The following is an 18581-nucleotide window of genomic DNA, read 5'->3' on the forward strand; positions in this document are numbered from 1 at the left end:
AGTGGTTTTTTATTGGGTATATTTTTTGCTAACGCACTTATTCTAGAACGTGTAAATAGCTCACTTTATTCGCTAATTTAACACTTTAAAGTAATGCTTATGCTGTATATCAACGACTTCTATCGTAACGCTACTGACTGCAGAGGTAATAAGAGCAATAGCATCGTATACTCGTTCAAGCAGCAGCGATTTTTGCTCATCAGTGCGGCCTGGCATAATCGCAATATTGAGATGAATAAAACTGCCGCTTTCATCTTCACCAACTTGAAAATAGTCACAGCGCAGTGCACGAGTTTTAATAGCACTTGGTTCAAACAGCTGAGACTCAATTAATCCTCTATGACACGCAGTCACTAAAGCTTCTACCGACAATACATCGGCTAACGGGGCGGCATACTCAATGGTGCAGTGCGGCATAATTAACTCTTCTTATATTTAATATTAGCTCATACTTTGGTTTGCAATAAAGCGCTTTGATAAGTGTTACTCAGACCAAACAGCATATTCATTGCCATTAGGATCGATAAAGTGAAAACGCCTACCACCAGGAAAGGAAAAAATGCTGTGGCTTATCTCGCCGCCTGCGGCAGTTATTTTATCTTGGGTAACTTCAAGCTGTGCAGAATAAATAACAATAAGTGGAGAGCCGTTCGCGCAGGTAAAGGACATATCACTAACAAAAAATCCACCTGTAATACCGACGTCAATAAAACAGCTATATTCGGGCCCATAATCAACAAACTGCCAAGCAAAAACCTGGCTAAAAAAGGCTTTAGCCTTATCCAAATCGTGTACAGGGATCTCTAAATAATTAATACTATGATGTTGATTACGATGTTGCATCTCCGCCTCCTTTTCAAACCTATTTAATGATTAAAACATAATCAGCGTCGAATAACAGCCTCCAACATTAGCAGCTTTCTCATCAATTCACCGCAATAAAAAAGGGAGCCTTAGCTCCCTTAATATGGTTTTAATTATTTAGCTGTTAACCTTGGATCAAGGCTGCCGCTAAACCTATCAAGCCGCCAAATACCCCGCCCCAAACCACAAGCCAACCAAGATGCTCTCGGATCATCTCTTGTACAATCTCTTTAACAAGCTGTGGCGTCAGTTCATCGAGTCGCTGCGTCACAATCTCTTCAACTTTTGCGCGCATATCGGCAATCATATCCGGCTGTTCAAGCTCGGCTTTTACCAACGCATAGAAATCGTCACTTTGGGCAATTTCGCTTAATGAACTTTTCATTTTTTCAATAAAAGGCTCACGTAATGGTGTAATAGCATCACTGCCACCAAACATTGCCAACATGCCACCGAGTGACGATTGCTCAACCGTTTTAACTAACGCATCAAAGGCCGGTGACAAATCAATTTTATCAATCACAGGCTGTAGGTTAAGTTGCTTCTCGACTCCGCCCTCGCCAGAAAGAAATCGGTCAATGTTCTCTTCAGTAAAAAACTGTTTCATCATCAAATTGGCTATTGCAGCTTTAAACTCTTCAAAGCGTGACGGAATAACACCTGAACCGTATAAGCCTGGCACTTTTTCAAACAGCATATGAATCGCAAGCCAATTGGTTACCGCGCCAGAAAGCGCAAACAAACCAACAGTTAATACAATCGGCAGAGCAAACAAATAACCCACTGCAACCAAAATGGCCGCTAGCAGATTAGTAATAACACTTTTATTCAAGCTAATTCCCCAAAGCAAGATCGAAAACGCGCTATGGTATCAATCAAGAAAGACCCGAAGCAATAGTCAGCATCACGCTTATTTCATTCCACTAAGATCAATTAACGCCAACTCATGGATTTGTGTAGTTAACTCCCCTATCTCCATGGATAAATCGCTCACAACAAAAGTGCGTTTGTAACAACTGTTTTCATACGTTAATAATTTAAAGGGATTTAATAGAAAATATTATGATCCAAGAGTCGTTTACCTGATAATGAAGCTAAAATTAGTAGGGCAAGTATCAGGCTTTAACAAACAGTACTTTTAACGTCGCTGTTAGCATGACAAGCACTCCGCCATAAACGAATCGACAAAGGTTAGTATGTCTTTTATCAATAAGTTGCTTAAACCACTCCTTAATAGCTATCGCCAACGTCCAAAATATCAGCGTCTGCTCATTATACTGAGTGCTATTTACTTTAGTTTTACCGTAATACTTGGCCTTTTGGTTCCCTATGTACTGGTGAAACAAGCTCCAAAACAATTGTCATCGTTGTTGCAGCGCCCTGTTACCCTTAAAAGCGTTAAAATAAACCCATTTACGCTTGAAGTAGCCATTGATAAATTCAAAATCAAAGAAACTGATAATCAAGACTTTATCGGTTTTGACCAGCTAAGCTTCGAATACCAATTCTGGAATTCTCTGTATAACACCGCCTTTAGTATCGCCGATGTTACGCTAACAGCTCCCAGTGCGAATATTGAGCGCCTTGCTACTAAGCGGGCATTACGCTTTAACTTTTCCGACATCATAGATACCTTCGCAAATCGGGCTAAAGAGCAGGCTGAAACCGATAACTTAGAGGCCAATTCCGAGCAAAAATCTGCCAGTATTCCGCATTTTATTGTCAGCAACTTAAGCATAGTGAGTGCCGACCTTAACTTTGTTGATAAGGTGACCAATAGCCAGTTGCACTACCCGCAGCTCAATCTCAACGTTGCATTTTTTGACTCAAAACATGCCATTGCAACTTCGCTTAATAATCTCGGCAACGAGCAACAAACCAACCACTATGCTATCCATATTACTGGCCGTAAAGGCGGAGAGATTGCGACGCAAGGTTTGGTACAACTGTCTCCTCTTAACATCGTTGGCGATCTGCAGCTAACCAAAATACAGCTTCCTCAGTTTTGGTCATTTATTGCTGAGCAATTCTCGCCTGCACTGACATCTGGTTATGTCAGCTTATCGAGTCACTACCAATTAAAGCTGCAAGATGAACAACTGAAATTAACCACCAATCAAGGCGAAATACAATTTGGCGATATTAATTTTGACTACCAAAAACAATCAATAATTAAGCTACCTATGATTGCTTTAAAAGGCATTGATTTTGATCTTAATCAGCAATCTGTTAGTGCTGAGTTACTCGATACTCAAGGGCTTATTGTCAATGCGAAGCTAAATAACAACGGCGTCGATTTAGTTAAGCTATTTACGCCAGTTGCATCGAACAAGTCGCAAGCATCAACAAACAGTACAAGTCAACAGCCAAAAGTGAGTGCCGAGGAAGCAGCTACTCCTCAAGCGTTATCAGCAACAGTGCCTAGCCGTTGGCATGCTGTTTTAAATGCTATCGAGCTTAAAGGTTATCAAGTTAATATCAGTGAGCAATTACTGACTAAAAATACTCAATGGCAATTAGATGATATCGCCTTTAGCACTGGTAGTATTAACGCCAATCTTGAAACCCCTATCGACTACCAGCTGTCCCTCAATATCAATCAACAGGGGAAAATCAAATCAAGTGGCAATCTCGATGCTATCAAACAAACGCTCAACGCTAAGCTTGCCGTCTTAGACTTTGCATTACCACAACTGCAAGATTACTTAAGTCCCTATATCAATATCAGCCTTAAAAAAGGTGAGTTCAGCACCCAAGGAGCTGTTACGTTTGATGCAAAATCAGAGCAAGCGACGTATTCTGGTACCTTAGATGTTAATGATTTACTGATAAAAGACACAGTACAAAAAAAAGAGCTCCTAAAGTGGCAAGCATTAACAATCAACCAGCTTACCTTTGACCGAGCAGCTAATAGCCTCAGTATTGACCATGTTGCGCTTAATAAGCCTTTTGGGCGCATTATTATTGCCAAAGATAAAACAACCAATATCGGTGACTTAATTGTCACAGAGCAAACAGCTGGTGAACAAACAACGACGAGTCACGCTAAACAAACACCAACTGTAGCAGCTAAGGTATCGAGCAAACAAAATGAATCAGCCTCGCCTTTAGCGCTTACAATCAACAAAATAAGCTTCAAAGATGGTTCGACTTTCTTTGCTGATAATTCATTAACGCCAAACTTTGCTGCCAGTATTGAGCATTTAGATGGTGAGATCAGTAAACTATCTTCTAGCAGCGAACAAACTGCTTCAGTTGATATTAAAGGGAAAATTGATCGTTATGCCCCAGTTAGCTTAAAAGGCGATATTAATCCATTACTTGCGCAGCCCTATCTCGATCTCGCCCTAAGTTTTAAGCATGTCGAGCTGACATCAGTCAATCCATACTCAGGCACCTATGCAGGCTACTACATAGACAAAGGCTTACTGTCGTTAGATCTCAATTATAAACTGGATAAAAACCAACTTGTGGGTGATAACCACTTAGTGGTCGACCAATTAAAACTAGGTAAGCCAAGCGATAGCAGCCTTGCTACAACATTACCTGTCACCTTAGCCATTGCCTTACTGCAAGACCGACATGGCGTTATAGACTTAGGCCTGCAAGTATCTGGTGACGTAGATGATCCAAGCTTTAGTATCGGCAGTATCGTGATGACAGCCTTTACCAATGTGATCACCAAAGCCGTTACCGCACCGTTTAGCTTACTTGCGGGTTTACTTGGTGCTGATGACGATGAATTGGACAAAATCAGTTTTGCCGCGGGCGCTGCTAGTCTTGATACTAAGCAAGTCGATACACTAGATAAGCTCGCAAAAGGCTTAGGCGATAGACCTATGCTAACGTTAAATGTTGAAGGCGGCGTTAGTATGATTGACGACAGTCAAGCATTAAGCGAGCAGCAACTACAAAGCAAATTAGCGCAGCTCGCCAAAATGGAGACCTCAGCATTGCCAAAAGCTCTATCAGCCAGTCGTTACCCTACTGATGGGGCTTTATCTGCAGCGCTGATTTCGTTATATGAAACTGAAATTGGCAGCTCAGCTGAATTAGTGAAAGATAAAATTGAAGCTGAGCACCAAGACGAGCAAAAACTCAATGACGAGCAAGTCACTGAACGCTGGCACATCGCGCTGTATAATCTCTGCTTAGCTAAACAGCGTGTCAGCGAGGAAGCTTTAGGTCTACTAGCACAGTCTCGTGCAGCAGCAGTAAAAGGGTATTTAATCGAACAAAAAAGTATCGCGCCAGAGCGTGTATTCCTGCTTGATAGTCGAGTAGAACTTAATACAGGCGCAAGCCAAGCACTATTAACGCTCGGAGCAAATTAGCTAGACAAGTTATTGTTAAACACTAAAGCACGCTTAATAGCGTGCTTTTTTCTATAAATTAAGGACTTTCGATTCAATCGTCTTAACAATAGCGGTTCTTAACGCTAAGTTAGTCTTATATACACGTTTATAAGCTCAAAGGATTGAAGATGAAGCTCGCCTTTTTAAGTGACCCCAATAGCGAAAATGCCCACAAGGCAATCAAATCTATACTCAATGAAATCATAACTACCGATGCAGAAAACAACGGCGGCACCATCAAAATAGGCTATATCGCCTCACAGCCAGATCCTACGCGAGAGTATTATCAACAAACTCAGCTGCTATATAAACGGCTTGGCGCTGACCTATCAGTCTACCTTGAATTGGAATCGGGCTTTTTGCAAAGCAGCCTAATGGCTTTACTGGAATGTGATGCTATTCATCTGTCTGGCGGCGATACTTTTCGCTTTTTAGCCGCCCTTAAGCAAAAAGGCTTATTACCCTTATTACGACAATTTGTGGTTAATGGCGGCGCGGTTATTGGCGTCAGTGCTGGCGCAATGATTATGACTCCTAATATTAGCAGTGCTGTACTTTGTGGTGATAGCAACCATTGTGACCTAACAGATCTAACGGCATTAAATCTTGTCGACTTTCTATTTGCTCCACATATCTCAGCCCAACTTTTACAACAAGGTGACTTCAAACAACAGGTTTCATCTTTTAGCCAACAACTTTGCTTATGTGCCGATAACGAAGCGCTAGCGGTTATCGATAATAGGGTCCTTTCATATGGGCAACCTCATTGGGCTATAGCGTAAAACAGCTGTAAAGTTCTCTAATCAATACTTTCAACCCTGTAACGCTTGAGTTAAAATCGGCGCGAGTATCAATACATCAGAGGTAGTTAATGTTTATCATTCGTTGGGTATTAGGACGTATCATTTTGTTTTTAAACTTTGTTTTTGCGCCTAAGAAACTAAAGCGTCCGGCAGAAGAACAACAAAAAATCGACAACGCCACCAGCAACATGACTATTTACGAATACAAAGCATGCCCATTTTGCGTAAAAGTACGTCGCTCATTACGTCGTCAAGGTTTGAACATAGTAACCTTAGATGCCAAGCAAGAGCCACATAAGAGCACGTTGCTAAATGGCGGTGGCAAACTACAAGTACCATGCATGAAAATTGAAGAAAACGGTCAATCAACTTGGATGTATGAATCATCTGAGATCATCGGTTTTCTTGATAAAAAGTTCGTTTAAGCAACTTAATTATTCAAATTTTATAACGCGAAAGGCAGCATTAATATGCTGCCTTTTTATTTCAAGACTGATTAATGCTTAAAATATGCCGTCAACTCGACCTATTTATCATACCTTTGAGCACAATATCGTGATAACTCACAAGTCCAGCAATCTTGCCGTTTTCAACAACTGGTGCTTTAGTAATACCAAATCGGTCAAATAAACGTGCGCTATAGCGTACATCCATAGTGCCAGGCACACATAGCACTGGCTTAACCATGATTTCATACACATTAACTCGTTCAGGCGATCTGTCTTGGGCCAACACTTTTTTAGCAATATCACTCATTAGCACCATGCCATATTCATCATCGTCATTGCGCTTATTCACAAATAGCACATTTACTTTGTTTTCAAGTGCAAGCTCAATGGCCTCAGCAACAGTTTGTAAGCCATCAACCATTGCATATTCTTGGCTCATTACTGTATGGTTTTTGATAGGGTGACGATTATTCATATTTGGTCCTCAATATCACGGCTCAGCTTTTGCACCTGATGCGCAACGCCGACGGCATCCTCTACATCAATTTGAATAGCAATGCCTTTTCCTGAATCACTATCAAACTCCCCTACTTTGCTTACCGTTTCTAAAATGGCTCGGCAAAGATGTTCTTCGACCAGCAACAACACTACATCTCGCTGAATATCTAACGATAACCCCATAAAGGTTTTCTGCTTTTTTAACCCTTCACCACGAGCGTGGTTGATCACTGTGGCGCCAGTAGCCCCTTTGCTGCGCGCAGCTTCTAGAATCGAATCGGTGCAGGCATCGTCAATAAACACCAGAATCAGTTTAAAGCGCATTATCTCGCTCCTTTTGGGTTCGTTTTTTTAATTCCACTAATTGGGCGTAGCCCATCACAGTGATCATTGGAAATAAACTAGCAAAGGCAATAAGCCCGAAGCCATCAATCAACGGATTACGTCCCTCGACATTTGTCGCTAAACCTAGCCCTAAAGCCGCGACTAATGGCACCGTCACCGTTGAAGTTGTCACACCGCCAGAATCATAAGCCAGAGGTACAATTGTCTTTGGGGCATAAAAAGTTTGAATAACTACCAACACATAGCCAGCCATTATGTAGTAATGGATAGGATCGCCGACCACAATACGAAAACAACCTAGCGCAATTCCAAAAGCGACCCCAATAGCCACTGAGATCCGCAAACCTTGAATACTGATAGTGCCACCAGACACTTGATTGGCTTTTATCGCAACCGCAATAAGCGATGGTTCAGCAATTGTAGTACTAAAGCCTATCGCGGCAGCAAAAATATAAACCCAGTAATAGTCCTGCCAAACATTTACAGTATTGTGTAAGTCATCTTTGTGAATAAATTCATGAGAGGTGAGCTGTTCGGCCATACTTTCCCCAATAGGAAACAGCGCCATCTCTAGCCCTACGAGAAAAAAACTTAAGCCTAAAATCACATATACAAAGCCTGCCGCAACCCTGCGCCAGTTGGCCACAGGCCTCTTAAGCACACCAAGTTGGAAACCAAATAGGATAACAGCAATAGGCACCACGTCGCGTATGGTTACCAGCAGCGTATCGATGACTTGCTGAAGCAGTTCCATTTAAAGCACCACCATCCCGTAAACCAGCACAAAAATCATCGGCATTAAGCTGGCAAAAGCAATAAGTCCGAACCCATCTAACATTGGATTTCTGCCTTTAATTACCGTAGCAAGGCCCACACCTAGCGCAGTTACCAAAGGCACGGTAATAGTCGATGTTGTTACTCCACCAGAGTCATAAGCAATACCGATAATGTTTTCTGGCGCAAATGAAGTCAGGATCATGACAATGATATAACCTGAAATAATCAGATAATGGATTGGCCAACCCTTTAAGATCCGCACTACACCAAGCAAAATAGCCAAGCCAACCGATAACGCTACCGTTAACCTTAGACCCATAGCATAACTATCCATCGACTCCTCTGAGGTTTTAATCGCCCCAGCTTCAGCAGCAACTTCTGCAGCTTCGTTAGCCACAGCTGTTAAAGCAGGTTCAGCTAATGTGGTACCAAATCCCAAGGAAAATGAAAAAATCACCAGCCAAAAGATACTTCCTTTACGAGCTAACGCTTGCGCTAGTGACTCACCAATAGGAAACAATCCCATTTCCAAACCGAATACAAAGAAAGTCAATCCGACTACAATAAAAATTAGGCCAATTAAAATAGAAAATAGATTGTCAGGAGCTTGTTGAAGCACAAAAAGTTCAAAAAAACATACGACGAGTATGATAGGAATTAAATCTTTAAAGCTACTAAATAGCGCTTTAAATAATTGATGAATTGAAGCCATACTCACTCCTTGTGGGCGACAATTTCAGTGTGCCAAACCCAGCAAAGAACTCAACAAGTAATTAACAACCATTATACTAAGCATGCGCTAGATCAAATTTTCCGACTTAAAAACCAAGCTCCTGCCATACATACAGAAAAATATGTCACTAAAATGCACGAATATATTCGACTAACATCCTAAACAACTAATTTATGCACCAGTTCCTCATTAACTAACAAAGATGTAGAACGTTTTCGCCTCAATCAAAGCTGCTTTTTGCTGCAGATGTACATTTAGTTAATATCAATAACTCTATTTATTAGCAGAATTCACTCACAAGGTATTAAATTCAGCTGATTCCAAGCGCTATTTGTAGAAGTTTTCATCTATTTGATAAAGATCAGCCAAAAACAGAAATATTCAATTGACAGCTTTCACCTGCAAATGTTTCTATATAGTCACTGAAACAAACAAGATGAATTTTAAATGACACAGTTTACAACTTTCCAAAACATTAATTGGTGGTGGCACTTCCCAACTTAGCGGGTGGTGTGAAACTGTGTGCTCAAAACATTGAGCCAAGATTCAACAAGAAAGCCCGCAGACTCTGCGGGCTTTCTTGTATCTAAACGAAAATAAATCGGCAAGAAGAGAGAAATCCCAGAGCAGCAGGCTTAAGATAAACTGAGATAAAACAATGAATAATGCGTTACCCTACAAGGCAGGAGCATAAGCATGACAACTGATACTATCGCTAAAGTCGTCACTCAAAAACAGCAGTTGGCCTATCACGATGATCCGCTGCGCTTATACCAGCATGTGACTCAAAACGCCCCTCATACTATGCTGCTGGAATCTGCTGAAATTGACAGTAAAGACCACTTAAAGAGTATCTTACTGACTCACGCGGCCATGAAAATTCGCTGTGACGGTTACCAGCTCAAGTTTAACGCGTTAACAGATAACGGTAAGACACTGCTTTCCCCAATAAAGTCGTTCTTTGAAAAAGACTTTCCAGCCACTGAAATTAATCATTGCGATGAATCGAGCTTAAGCCTTACCTTACAGAAAGACGCTAACCAACTCGATGAGGATGCACGTTTAAAGTCGACCTCTCCCCTTGATGGCTTAAGAATGTTGGTTAAGCATATCCGCTGCGATGAAAGACCTGAGTTTGAAGACATGTTTTTAGGCGGCGTGCTTGCTTATGACTTAATCGATACCGTTGAACCACTGCCAAGTGTGCCTGAAGGTGACAACACCTGCCCTGATTACCTATTTTATCTAGCCGAAACCTTAATCCTTGTAGATCATCAGCAACAAAGCGCTGAAATCGTCACTCACCAGTTTATTCAGCCAGCACAAAGCCCACTTGAAAGCGTTAGCCTGTCACTGGCTAAACGTATGACTGAGCTCCAACAAGCTTGCCACTCATTGGCGCCGGTAGCTGAGTTACAAGCTGTTGAAGCCCAAACTCAAGTCAATATCTCAGATGACGACTTTAAAGATACCGTTAATGGTCTTAAAGAACACATCATCGCCGGAGATATTTTTCAAGTAGTGCCATCACGCAGTTTCAGCCTACCTTGTCCAAATACATTAGGCGCTTATCGCGCTTTAAGACTGACAAACCCAAGCCCATACATGTTCTACTTTCGCGGTGACGACTTCACCCTATTTGGCGCCTCCCCAGAAAGTGCGCTCAAATACGAAGCACAAACCAATCAAGTCGAGATCTACCCGATTGCCGGCACCCGCAAGCGCGGAAAAACTGCCAGCGGTGAAATCGATTTCGATCTCGATAGCCGCAATGAGCTTGAGCTACGCCTTGATAAGAAAGAGCTATCAGAGCACATAATGCTTGTAGACTTGGCTCGTAACGATATCGCCCGCATCAGCCAAAGCGGAACTCGTAAAGTACCTGAGCTATTAAAAGTCGATAGATACAGCCATGTTATGCACCTTGTTAGCCGTGTTACCGGTCAACTTCGCACAGATTTAGATGCACTGCACGCCTACCAAGCTTGCATGAATATGGGCACCTTAACTGGCGCGCCAAAGGTCAGCGCAGCCCAGCTTATTCGCGGCGCAGAGAAAACTCGCCGCGGCAGCTATGGCGGCGCTGTGGGTTACTTAAACGGCCTAGGCGATATGGATACCTGTATTGTTATCCGCTCCGCTTTTGTCAAAGAGGGTACCGCCTTTATTCAAGCGGGTGCAGGCGTGGTGTTCGACTCAGATCCACAAGCAGAAGCCGATGAAACGCGTCAAAAGGCTCAAGCAGTTATTTCAGCAATTAAAATGGGAGGTGGACTATGAAAATCTATCTACTCGATAACTTCGACTCATTCACCTACAACCTAGTGGATCAGTTCAGAAGCCTAGGCTATGAAGTCGTGATCTACCGTAACAATGTTGATGCAGACTTTATTGCCAGCAAGCTATTAAACGAAACTGAACCTGCAGCATTAGTGTTGTCACCGGGACCTGGTGCCCCCCATGAAGCAGGCTCATTAATGGCCTTAATTGAATGTGTCGCTGGCAAAGTGCCTATGCTAGGAATTTGCCTTGGCCACCAAGCTTTAGTTGAGCATTACGGCGGTAAAGTTGAGCGTGCAGCCCAAGTGGTGCATGGTAAAGCCAGCCCAACATTTCATAACGGTGAGGATATCTTTAGCGGCTTACCCTCGCCGCTTCCTGTAGCTCGTTATCACAGCTTAGTCGCAACCCAAGTGCCAGATTGTTTAGAAGTCATTGCCACAACTGAAGAGATGCCAATGGCGATTATTCACCGCCAAGATAAAGCGGTTGGGTTCCAGTTTCATCCAGAGTCAATTTTAACGACTTTAGGTAGCCAGTTATTAGTACAAAGCTTAGATTATTTATCACGCGCATTGAATGAAAACAGCCAAGATAAAGACAGAGGATAAGATAATGACTCAAATAGAAATCAAACCGACAGCAGCCCTTATCGAAACACTTTATCAGGGTGACAGCTTGACTCGCGCAGAAGCTAAAGCGCTATTTAGCCAAATAATTCAAGGCGAAATGAACGAAGTCACTATGGCGGGCATGCTCGTTGCCATGAAAATGCGTGGTGAAACCATTGATGAAATATCCGGTGCCGCCGATGCTCTGCGCGCTGCGGCTAAAGCTTTTCCAACGCCGAGCGAATCAACTGTAAATCAAGGTATCGTCGATATTGTTGGTACAGGCGGCGACGGTCATAACACCATTAATATCTCAACGACTGCAGCCTTTGTCGCAGCGGCTGCTGGTGCTAAGGTTGCTAAACACGGTAACCGCAGTGTATCGAGCAAATCCGGTTCATCTGATTTACTGGCGCAATTTGGTATCGATTTAACCATGGCACCCGAAACAGCGCGTGACTGCTTAGATGAGCTAGGTCTGTGCTTCTTATTTGCGCCCCATTATCACGGCGGCGTGGCTCATGCAGTGCCTGTACGCCAAGCACTTAAAACCCGCACGCTATTTAATGTACTAGGGCCGCTGATTAACCCATCTCGCCCTGACTTTATGTTACTTGGTGTATATAGCCCTGAACTGGTTGCACCTATTGCTGAGGTCGTAAAAGCCCTTGGCATTAAACGCGCCATGGTGGTTCACGGCAGTGGTCTTGATGAAGTGGCGCTACACGGTGAGACCTTAGTCAATGAACTAAAAGATGGCGCAATCAAAGAGTACCGCATTACTCCAGCGATGCTTGGTGTACCAGAAGCGCAACTAACCGATTTAGAAGGCGGCGCACCAGAAGAGAATGCCGAGTACACCCGCGCCATATTACAAGGCACAGGTAAAAGCGCCCATATGAATGCCGTTGCCATCAATGCTGGCTGCGCCCTTTATGTGGCAGGTGTTTGCGAAGACATTAAGTCAGGTACCGCGTTAGCATTAGACACCATTAACAGCGGTAAAGCCTACCAACTATTAACTCAACTTAGCGACGCTAGCCAAGCCAGTAAAGGAGCTTAATGTGAGCACCGATTTAAGAGACGCACCCACAATAAAAGAAAGCAATGTATTGACTAAAATTGTCGATACCAAAGCTGCGCATATAGCCTCACTCAAGCAACGCTTTGCTGAAAATGACTTATCGCCCAAAGTGTCTGACAGAAGCTTATTTGATGCCCTTAAAGTGCCAAATGCAGGCTTTATTTTAGAATGTAAGAAAGCCAGCCCATCGAAAGGGCTGATCCGTGATGTGTTTGATGTCGACGCTATCGCCGACGTCTACAACCACTACGCAGCGGGTATTTCGGTATTAACCGACGAGCAGTTCTTCCAAGGCGACATGGATTACATTCCAAGGGTTCGTGCTCGCGTCACTCAGCCAATTTTGTGTAAAGACTTTTTCGTTGATGAATACCAAGTCAAATTGGCCGCACATCAAGGCGCAGATGCCATTTTATTAATGCTATCGGTACTTGATGACGGCCGTTATCAAGCCTTAGCCACCGAAGCTGCTAAATATCAACTCGATATTTTAACTGAAGTCAGTAATGAAGCTGAGCTGACTCGCGCCATTGCGCTAAATGCCAAGATCATTGGGATTAATAACCGTAACCTGCGCGACTTGTCTACCGATCTGGCAACAACTGAAGAGCTTGCACCGCATATTCCCGCCGACAGAGTGGTGATTAGCGAATCAGGTATTTATAACCAAGCCCAAGTTCGCCGTTTAGCACCTTTAGTTGATGGCTTCTTAGTTGGCAGCTCGTTAATGGCAGAAGATGATTTAGACCTTGCTTGCCGTACATTAACCTTTGGCCATAACAAGGTGTGTGGTTTAACTCGCCTTGAAGATATGCTGGCAGCGGCAAAAGCCGGTGCCATTTATGGCGGCCTTATCTTTGCGCAAAAATCACCACGTGCAGTAACCGCCGAGCAGGCCAAAGAGCTAGTTGAACAGTTGACGCAAAGTGGCACTAAACTCAATTTAGTTGGCGTGTTTGTTAATGAAGCAGCTGACGTGATTGCCAAACTCGCAGTTGAATTAAATCTATTTGCCGTGCAATTGCACGGCAAAGAAACCGCCCTCGAAATTGATGCCTTAAAAGCAATATTAGCCACACACAACAGTCACACTCAAATATGGAAAGCGGTTGCTGTCGATGTAGCAAGTGACAATCAATTAGACATTCCAGCAGGTATTGACCGCGTTGTGTTTGATAGTAAATCTGATGGTCAATTTGGTGGAACAGGCCAAAGCTTCGATTGGCAAAAGACACTCCCGAGTAAAGAGCTAGCACTTCTGGCAGGTGGGCTTAGCCCAGAAAATGCAGCGTTAGCCGCTAGCCAAGGATTTTATGGCTTAGATTTTAACTCAGGCCTTGAGCAAAGCCCTGGCATTAAAGATCCTAGCAAAATTAGCGCAGCATTTAAGCTTTTGCGTCAGTACTAAACTGAGCAGAACTGAAGCAAACAAAATTATCGTCATATGCCCCAAGCGCCTGTGACCACAAATTGAAAAGAAATAGGATAAGAATATGAGTAAGTTAAACCCATACTTTGGGGAATACGGTGGTATGTACGTACCGCAGATTTTAATGCCAGCGCTTAAGCAACTTGAAAGCGCTTTTATTGAAGCCCAACAAGATGAAAGTTTTCAACAGGAATTTACCGAGCTATTAAAGAACTATGCCGGTCGTCCAACCGCGTTGACTTTAACCCGTAATTTAAGCCCTAACCCGCTAACTAAAATCTATCTAAAGCGTGAAGATTTGCTACACGGCGGCGCTCACAAGACTAACCAGGTATTAGGTCAGGCGTTGCTAGCCAAGCGCATGGGCAAAAAAGAGATCATTGCTGAAACAGGTGCGGGTCAACACGGCGTAGCAACCGCCCTAGCCTGCGCATTACTGGGGCTTAAATGTAAAGTGTATATGGGCGCCAAAGATGTTGAGCGTCAATCACCAAACGTATTTAGAATGAAGCTAATGGGCGCAGAAGTTATTCCGGTAACATCGGGGTCAGCTACCTTGAAAGATGCCTGTAACGAAGCGATGCGTGACTGGTCTGGTAGCTACGATAAAGCCCACTATCTACTTGGCACGGCTGCAGGTCCACACCCATTCCCAACAATTGTGCGTGAATTCCAGCGTATGATTGGTGAAGAAACTAAGCGTCAAATTCTTGAGCGTGAAGGCCGTTTGCCTGATTCGGTTATCGCCTGTGTTGGCGGTGGCTCTAACGCAATTGGTATGTTTGCCGACTTTATTGACGAAGAAGAGGTCGCTTTGATTGGTGTTGAGCCTGCCGGTAAAGGCATTGATACTCCTATGCATGGCGCGCCGCTAAAACACGGTAAAACCGGTATTTTCTTTGGTATGAAAGCGCCGCTAATGCAAGACAGTGAAGGCCAAATCGAGGAATCTTACTCAGTGTCAGCCGGTCTTGACTTCCCATCGGTTGGGCCGCAGCACGCGCACCTTGCCTCAACAGGCCGCGCGACTTACGAATCGGCTACCGATGATGAAGCACTAGAAGCATTCCAGTTATTGGCACGCAGTGAAGGCATTATCCCAGCACTTGAATCTGCTCACGCCTTAGCTTACGCAGTAAAACTTGCCAAAGAGGCGACCAAAGAAACCATTTTAGTGGTTAACCTGTCTGGCCGCGGCGACAAAGATATCTTCACGGTTGCGGACATCCTTGAAGAGCAACAAACTAACAAGCAAAACAACTAGGAGAGTGGCAATGAGTCAACGTTACCAGGCAGCCTTTGCCGCCCTAAATGAAAAAAACCAAGGCGCATTTGTGCCATTCGTTACCTTAGGTGATCCATCGCCTGAGCTATCGCTTAAAATCATCGACACCTTAGTCGAAAACGGTGCTGACGCTCTAGAACTCGGTTTCCCGTTTTCAGACCCACTCGCCGACGGCCCTGTTATCCAAGGCGCTAATTTACGCTCTTTGGCTGCTGGTACCACACCAAGTCAGTGTTTTGAGATGTTAGCCAGCATCCGTGCTAAATATCCTGAGCTACCAATTGGTCTGCTACTGTACGCCAACCTAGTGTTCGCGAATGGCGTCGATACCTTTTACGCCAAATGCCAAGCTGCTGGTGTTGATTCAGTCTTGATTGCTGACGTGCCAGTGGAAGAAGCTGCACCATTTATCGAGTCAGCAAAAGCTCACGGCGTGTGCCCAATATTTATCGCTCCGCCAAATGCTAATAGCGATACGCTTAAGCAAGTGAGCGAGAAAGGTGAAGGTTATACTTACCTATTATCGCGCGCAGGAGTAACAGGCACAGAGTCAAAAGCGGGCATGCCAATTACCGATATTCTTAATCGTCTGAAAGAATTTAATGGCGCGCCGCCACTATTAGGTTTTGGTATTGCCGAACCAGCTCAAGTCAAAGAGGCGATTGATGCTGGCGCAGCTGGCGCGATTTCAGGCTCAGCAGTGGTTAAAATTATTGAAGCCAATAAAGACAACGAATCCGCGCTATTAAGCGCCCTTGCTGAATTTACCCGTAATATGAAAGCGGCAACTGCACGTTAGTTAATAACCGAGTAGCAGATACAAAAATAGCGCCTTATGGCGCTATTTTTATTTGTCAGCTCGATTCTGTAACCGATTAATTCAGCATTGAATCATTTAAGCATTTCACTGTTATTTCAACATCTCATTAGCCCGAATAACCTGAGCGCGGTAACCCGTCGCAAACATATCATGGCTGTCGATATTGATGCGAACAGCAGGCTTAGTTTCGCCGTATCTGTGCTCAACCAAGATAGATTGCACCTTACCTGTGGTGTCATCCATCTTTAAGTTACCGTAACCACCACCTAAACCAAACAGGCCGGCAGAAGCGAAGTAGCTCATCATGCTATCTTTATCCGCTTGGTATTTAACGATAGATGTCACCGGTGAGTAGCCTTCATAACCCAGCTCATCTTTACCGTATTCCCAGACTTGCTGAACCGTCATGTTTTGCTCATCGATTTTATATTCAACTGAGCGAGAGTACTTTTCGTTGGCAAACATCGGCTGACCTAAGTCACGACCATCGCCATTATCAAACACGGTCAAGGTACCCTTTTCTGGGACTAAATAAGCTGTGTGTGATGTCCAACTAAAGTCAAAGTCTTTGTCCTGACATGCCCCTTTCTCGTTACACCAAATTGGTTCACCGTCAGCGGTAATAGGCTTTAATAATTTATCTTGAAACTTTTCGCTCCAGCCCTTGCTGGCACTTAAGATCCATTTCACTTGCTTGTCACGACCAATTTTAATCACCGCCGACTGATGACGTGAGCTGATAATAATGCTGTCATCTGTTGGATCATATTCAATCGAGTTTACATGGGCCCAGTTACGACCTGTCGCAACGCCGTGAATATCGCCATACGGCGCCTTGGCTAAGTCTTCTTCTGTGGTTTGGTGCCCCGCATCATCAAGATTAATGTTTAAACACACTGCGCCCGCATCGAGTGATAACAGCGCAGCATCACGCATAGGATCTAAAATGGTGTTCAGGTCCCAGTAATCCACCAGCTTACCTGTGTTATCTACTTCTATAATCTGATCGCGGACAGTATTAACTAGGCGACCATCTTTGGTGCGGTAATCTTTGGCTGCTGCGCGGATAAACACGTTACCGTTAGCGCCTTCTATGCCTTCATGAGAGGCATCGATAAAGTTACCCGGCAGACTATGCTCAGAGATCATCCGTCCCATGATCGACATTTTCTTCCAGCCTTGGCCCTGTACCCACACCATGTTGCCGTCTTTAGTGACGTTCATCCCCATAGCGTAACCTGCGTTATCGTAGGTTTTAGCGTCATGAGTGGTATAAGGGTTCATATACCAGCGAATATCCCCCGCAGTATCAATAATAAAGAAGCCTGGCTTACCGTCCCAAGAAAAAGCGCCAGGTGCATCAGAGTTATTGTGCATTAGTGGCGCGGCTTTACCGTCGGCATTGGTCCAGTTAACAAAGTACAGTCTGTCTTTAAAGTCGGCATCTACGTGCTCAACCTCGACAAGTGGCGCTTTTGCCCACTGGCTTTCAGAAAAGCCCATGTCGATATCAGGTGTCAGCATTTGATAATCGTGCGACTTAGGCTCACCGTTCTCGGTCCACTTCACGGTAAAGGTGTTCATAAATGCAGGATAAAGACCAAAAATAGGCACGCCACCTTCATCCATCACCCGCATATCATCGACCTGATAAGTCAGGCTTACACCGTCTGCATCATTAGCATGCACAGTGACTTCTACGCCCGAAATAGTGTGGCCTGCTAAAGTGACTAGAGCGGTAAGTGGCGCATTTTCATAGGGATTATGAATGATATAACCTAAAGGCGCCCCTTCGACAGGTTTAGGCTTCATACCATCAATAGAAGCAAAGGTTTGTGCTGAGCACAAACTTAAAGACAAGGCTAACGCCGAAAGAAGCAAAGCTGGTTTAGACATTGAAAATTAACTCAACAGTACGGAAACTGAAGCAGATTATAATCAGCTAATGCAAAAAAAACTGTCAGAGAATTAACACTCTAGTGAGTATATTTTGAGTTTGATTAGCCGATCACGGTTTAAGGCTTTTGTTTGCACTGGTTGCAACTTTTACAGCTGCTAGCGCTCTTCACCCGTGCTGTCTTGCCGACAAAGTCTTGGTTTACTGGCGTTGACAGCTAAATGACGGCAAGTAAGAAACAGAGAATAAAGTAAGAAGAAGTATTGAGTAAGACTTTAAATAGAGCATTCAAAACCTGTGAATCCCAAAATAGCCCTTAGCTAAGGCTCATCATTTGCAACTGACGCTACA

17 protein-coding genes are annotated in these 18581 nt (G+C 43.8%); 9 read left to right on the forward strand and 8 right to left on the reverse strand.

The genetic code is table 11. The features are described from left to right. Positions 1 to 72: 72 nt before the first annotated feature. The 3 genes from AB4298_RS05355 to AB4298_RS05365 all read right to left on the reverse strand — a co-directional run bounded on the left by AB4298_RS05355 (position 73) and on the right by AB4298_RS05365 (position 1696). A complete protein-coding gene (locus tag AB4298_RS05355; RefSeq protein ID WP_248999189.1) occupies positions 73 to 417 on the reverse strand; it encodes a 5-carboxymethyl-2-hydroxymuconate Delta-isomerase in 345 nt (114 codons plus the stop codon). Positions 418 to 483: 66 nt separating this feature from the next. Beyond that, the gene (locus tag AB4298_RS05360) at positions 484 to 843 is read right to left on the reverse strand and encodes a VOC family protein (RefSeq protein WP_371985942.1); all 360 of its coding nucleotides are present in this window, start codon (positions 841 to 843) and stop codon (positions 484 to 486) included. 145 nt (positions 844 to 988) lie between these two features. Further along, positions 989 to 1696 carry a DUF445 domain-containing protein gene (locus tag AB4298_RS05365; protein WP_248999191.1) on the reverse strand — a complete coding sequence of 236 codons (708 nt, stop codon included), beginning with the start codon at positions 1694 to 1696 and terminating at the stop codon, positions 989 to 991. 364 nt (positions 1697 to 2060) lie between these two features. Between AB4298_RS05365 and AB4298_RS05370 the strand changes: the two genes are divergently transcribed. From AB4298_RS05370 to AB4298_RS05380, 3 genes are all read left to right on the forward strand, one after another. Continuing rightward, complete coding sequence (locus tag AB4298_RS05370) at positions 2061 to 5198, forward strand: DUF748 domain-containing protein (RefSeq protein WP_371985943.1); 3138 nt, start codon at positions 2061 to 2063, stop codon at positions 5196 to 5198. Between the two features lie 149 nt (positions 5199 to 5347). Then, on the forward strand, positions 5348 to 6001 hold the full coding sequence (locus AB4298_RS05375; RefSeq protein ID WP_371985944.1) for a Type 1 glutamine amidotransferase-like domain-containing protein: 654 nt from the start codon (positions 5348 to 5350) through the stop codon (positions 5999 to 6001). Positions 6002 to 6090: 89 nt separating this feature from the next. After that, on the forward strand, positions 6091 to 6447 hold the full coding sequence (locus AB4298_RS05380; protein ID WP_371985945.1) for a glutathione S-transferase N-terminal domain-containing protein: 357 nt from the start codon (positions 6091 to 6093) through the stop codon (positions 6445 to 6447). A gap of 91 nt (positions 6448 to 6538) precedes the next feature. Here AB4298_RS05380 and AB4298_RS05385 read toward each other — a convergent pair whose 3' ends face one another. The 4 genes from AB4298_RS05385 to AB4298_RS05400 are packed head-to-tail and all read right to left on the reverse strand — an operon-like array spanning position 6539 to position 8803. Then, entirely contained in the window at positions 6539 to 6946 is a 408-nt protein-coding gene (locus tag AB4298_RS05385; protein ID WP_248999195.1) for a CBS domain-containing protein, read from the reverse strand. Then, positions 6943 to 7293, reverse strand: coding sequence for a P-II family nitrogen regulator (locus tag AB4298_RS05390; RefSeq protein WP_248999196.1), 351 nt, complete (start codon positions 7291 to 7293; stop codon positions 6943 to 6945). The genes AB4298_RS05385 and AB4298_RS05390 overlap by 4 nt, the downstream gene beginning before the upstream one ends. After that, on the reverse strand, positions 7283 to 8068 hold the full coding sequence (locus AB4298_RS05395; RefSeq protein WP_248999197.1) for a DUF1538 domain-containing protein: 786 nt from the start codon (positions 8066 to 8068) through the stop codon (positions 7283 to 7285). Before AB4298_RS05395 ends, AB4298_RS05390 begins: the two co-directional genes overlap by 11 nt. Beyond that, positions 8069 to 8803 carry a DUF1538 family protein gene (locus AB4298_RS05400; protein ID WP_371985946.1) on the reverse strand — a complete coding sequence of 245 codons (735 nt, stop codon included), beginning with the start codon at positions 8801 to 8803 and terminating at the stop codon, positions 8069 to 8071. Between the two features lie 717 nt (positions 8804 to 9520). Here AB4298_RS05400 and AB4298_RS05405 point away from each other — a divergent pair. From AB4298_RS05405 to trpA, 6 genes are all read left to right on the forward strand, one after another. Further along, positions 9521 to 11104, forward strand: coding sequence for an anthranilate synthase component 1 (locus AB4298_RS05405; RefSeq protein ID WP_248999199.1), 1584 nt, complete (start codon positions 9521 to 9523; stop codon positions 11102 to 11104). Then, positions 11101 to 11715, forward strand: a complete 615-nt coding sequence (locus AB4298_RS05410) for an aminodeoxychorismate/anthranilate synthase component II (RefSeq protein ID WP_248999200.1) — start codon at positions 11101 to 11103, stop codon at positions 11713 to 11715. The genes AB4298_RS05405 and AB4298_RS05410 overlap by 4 nt, the downstream gene beginning before the upstream one ends. A gap of 4 nt (positions 11716 to 11719) precedes the next feature. Continuing rightward, a complete protein-coding gene (gene trpD / locus AB4298_RS05415) occupies positions 11720 to 12778 on the forward strand; it encodes an anthranilate phosphoribosyltransferase (protein WP_248999201.1) in 1059 nt (352 codons plus the stop codon). A gap of 1 nt (position 12779) precedes the next feature. After that, a complete protein-coding gene (gene trpCF / locus AB4298_RS05420; RefSeq protein ID WP_371985947.1) occupies positions 12780 to 14207 on the forward strand; it encodes a bifunctional indole-3-glycerol-phosphate synthase TrpC/phosphoribosylanthranilate isomerase TrpF in 1428 nt (475 codons plus the stop codon). 85 nt (positions 14208 to 14292) lie between these two features. After that, positions 14293 to 15492, forward strand: a complete 1200-nt coding sequence (gene trpB, locus AB4298_RS05425) for a tryptophan synthase subunit beta (protein WP_371985948.1) — start codon at positions 14293 to 14295, stop codon at positions 15490 to 15492. A gap of 10 nt (positions 15493 to 15502) precedes the next feature. Further along, positions 15503 to 16312 carry a tryptophan synthase subunit alpha gene (gene trpA, locus AB4298_RS05430; protein ID WP_371985949.1) on the forward strand — a complete coding sequence of 270 codons (810 nt, stop codon included), beginning with the start codon at positions 15503 to 15505 and terminating at the stop codon, positions 16310 to 16312. 111 nt (positions 16313 to 16423) lie between these two features. Here the strand turns inward: trpA and AB4298_RS05435 are convergent, their stop codons facing one another. After that, the gene (locus AB4298_RS05435) at positions 16424 to 18229 is read right to left on the reverse strand and encodes an aryl-sulfate sulfotransferase (protein WP_371985950.1); all 1806 of its coding nucleotides are present in this window, start codon (positions 18227 to 18229) and stop codon (positions 16424 to 16426) included. Positions 18230 to 18581: the final 352 nt, after the last annotated feature.

The organism is Shewanella sp. 10N.261.52.F9 (genome assembly GCF_041471165.1).
In the GTDB taxonomy this organism is placed as follows: domain Bacteria; phylum Pseudomonadota; class Gammaproteobacteria; order Enterobacterales; family Shewanellaceae; genus Shewanella; species Shewanella marinintestina.

Bases quoted from the DNA above. Each gene is read 5' to 3' on its own strand.
- AB4298_RS05400 (WP_371985946.1), bottom strand. From the start codon at position 8,803: ATGGCTTCAATTCATCAATTATTTAAAGCGCTATTTAGTAGCTTTAAA.
- AB4298_RS05360 (WP_371985942.1), bottom strand. From the start codon at position 843: ATGCAACATCGTAATCAACATCATAGTATTAATTATTTAGAGATCCCT.
- trpB (WP_371985948.1), top strand. From the start codon at position 14,293: ATGAGTAAGTTAAACCCATACTTTGGGGAATACGGTGGTATGTACGTA.
- AB4298_RS05355 (WP_248999189.1), bottom strand. From the start codon at position 417: ATGCCGCACTGCACCATTGAGTATGCCGCCCCGTTAGCCGATGTATTG.
- AB4298_RS05435 (WP_371985950.1), bottom strand. From the start codon at position 18,229: ATGTCTAAACCAGCTTTGCTTCTTTCGGCGTTAGCCTTGTCTTTAAGT.
- AB4298_RS05405 (WP_248999199.1), top strand. From the start codon at position 9,521: ATGACAACTGATACTATCGCTAAAGTCGTCACTCAAAAACAGCAGTTG.
- AB4298_RS05370 (WP_371985943.1), top strand. From the start codon at position 2,061: ATGTCTTTTATCAATAAGTTGCTTAAACCACTCCTTAATAGCTATCGC.
- trpA (WP_371985949.1), top strand. From the start codon at position 15,503: ATGAGTCAACGTTACCAGGCAGCCTTTGCCGCCCTAAATGAAAAAAAC.
- AB4298_RS05390 (WP_248999196.1), bottom strand. From the start codon at position 7,293: ATGCGCTTTAAACTGATTCTGGTGTTTATTGACGATGCCTGCACCGAT.
- AB4298_RS05380 (WP_371985945.1), top strand. From the start codon at position 6,091: ATGTTTATCATTCGTTGGGTATTAGGACGTATCATTTTGTTTTTAAAC.
- AB4298_RS05385 (WP_248999195.1), bottom strand. From the start codon at position 6,946: ATGAATAATCGTCACCCTATCAAAAACCATACAGTAATGAGCCAAGAA.
- trpD (WP_248999201.1), top strand. From the start codon at position 11,720: ATGACTCAAATAGAAATCAAACCGACAGCAGCCCTTATCGAAACACTT.
- AB4298_RS05395 (WP_248999197.1), bottom strand. From the start codon at position 8,068: ATGGAACTGCTTCAGCAAGTCATCGATACGCTGCTGGTAACCATACGC.
- AB4298_RS05375 (WP_371985944.1), top strand. From the start codon at position 5,348: ATGAAGCTCGCCTTTTTAAGTGACCCCAATAGCGAAAATGCCCACAAG.
- AB4298_RS05410 (WP_248999200.1), top strand. From the start codon at position 11,101: ATGAAAATCTATCTACTCGATAACTTCGACTCATTCACCTACAACCTA.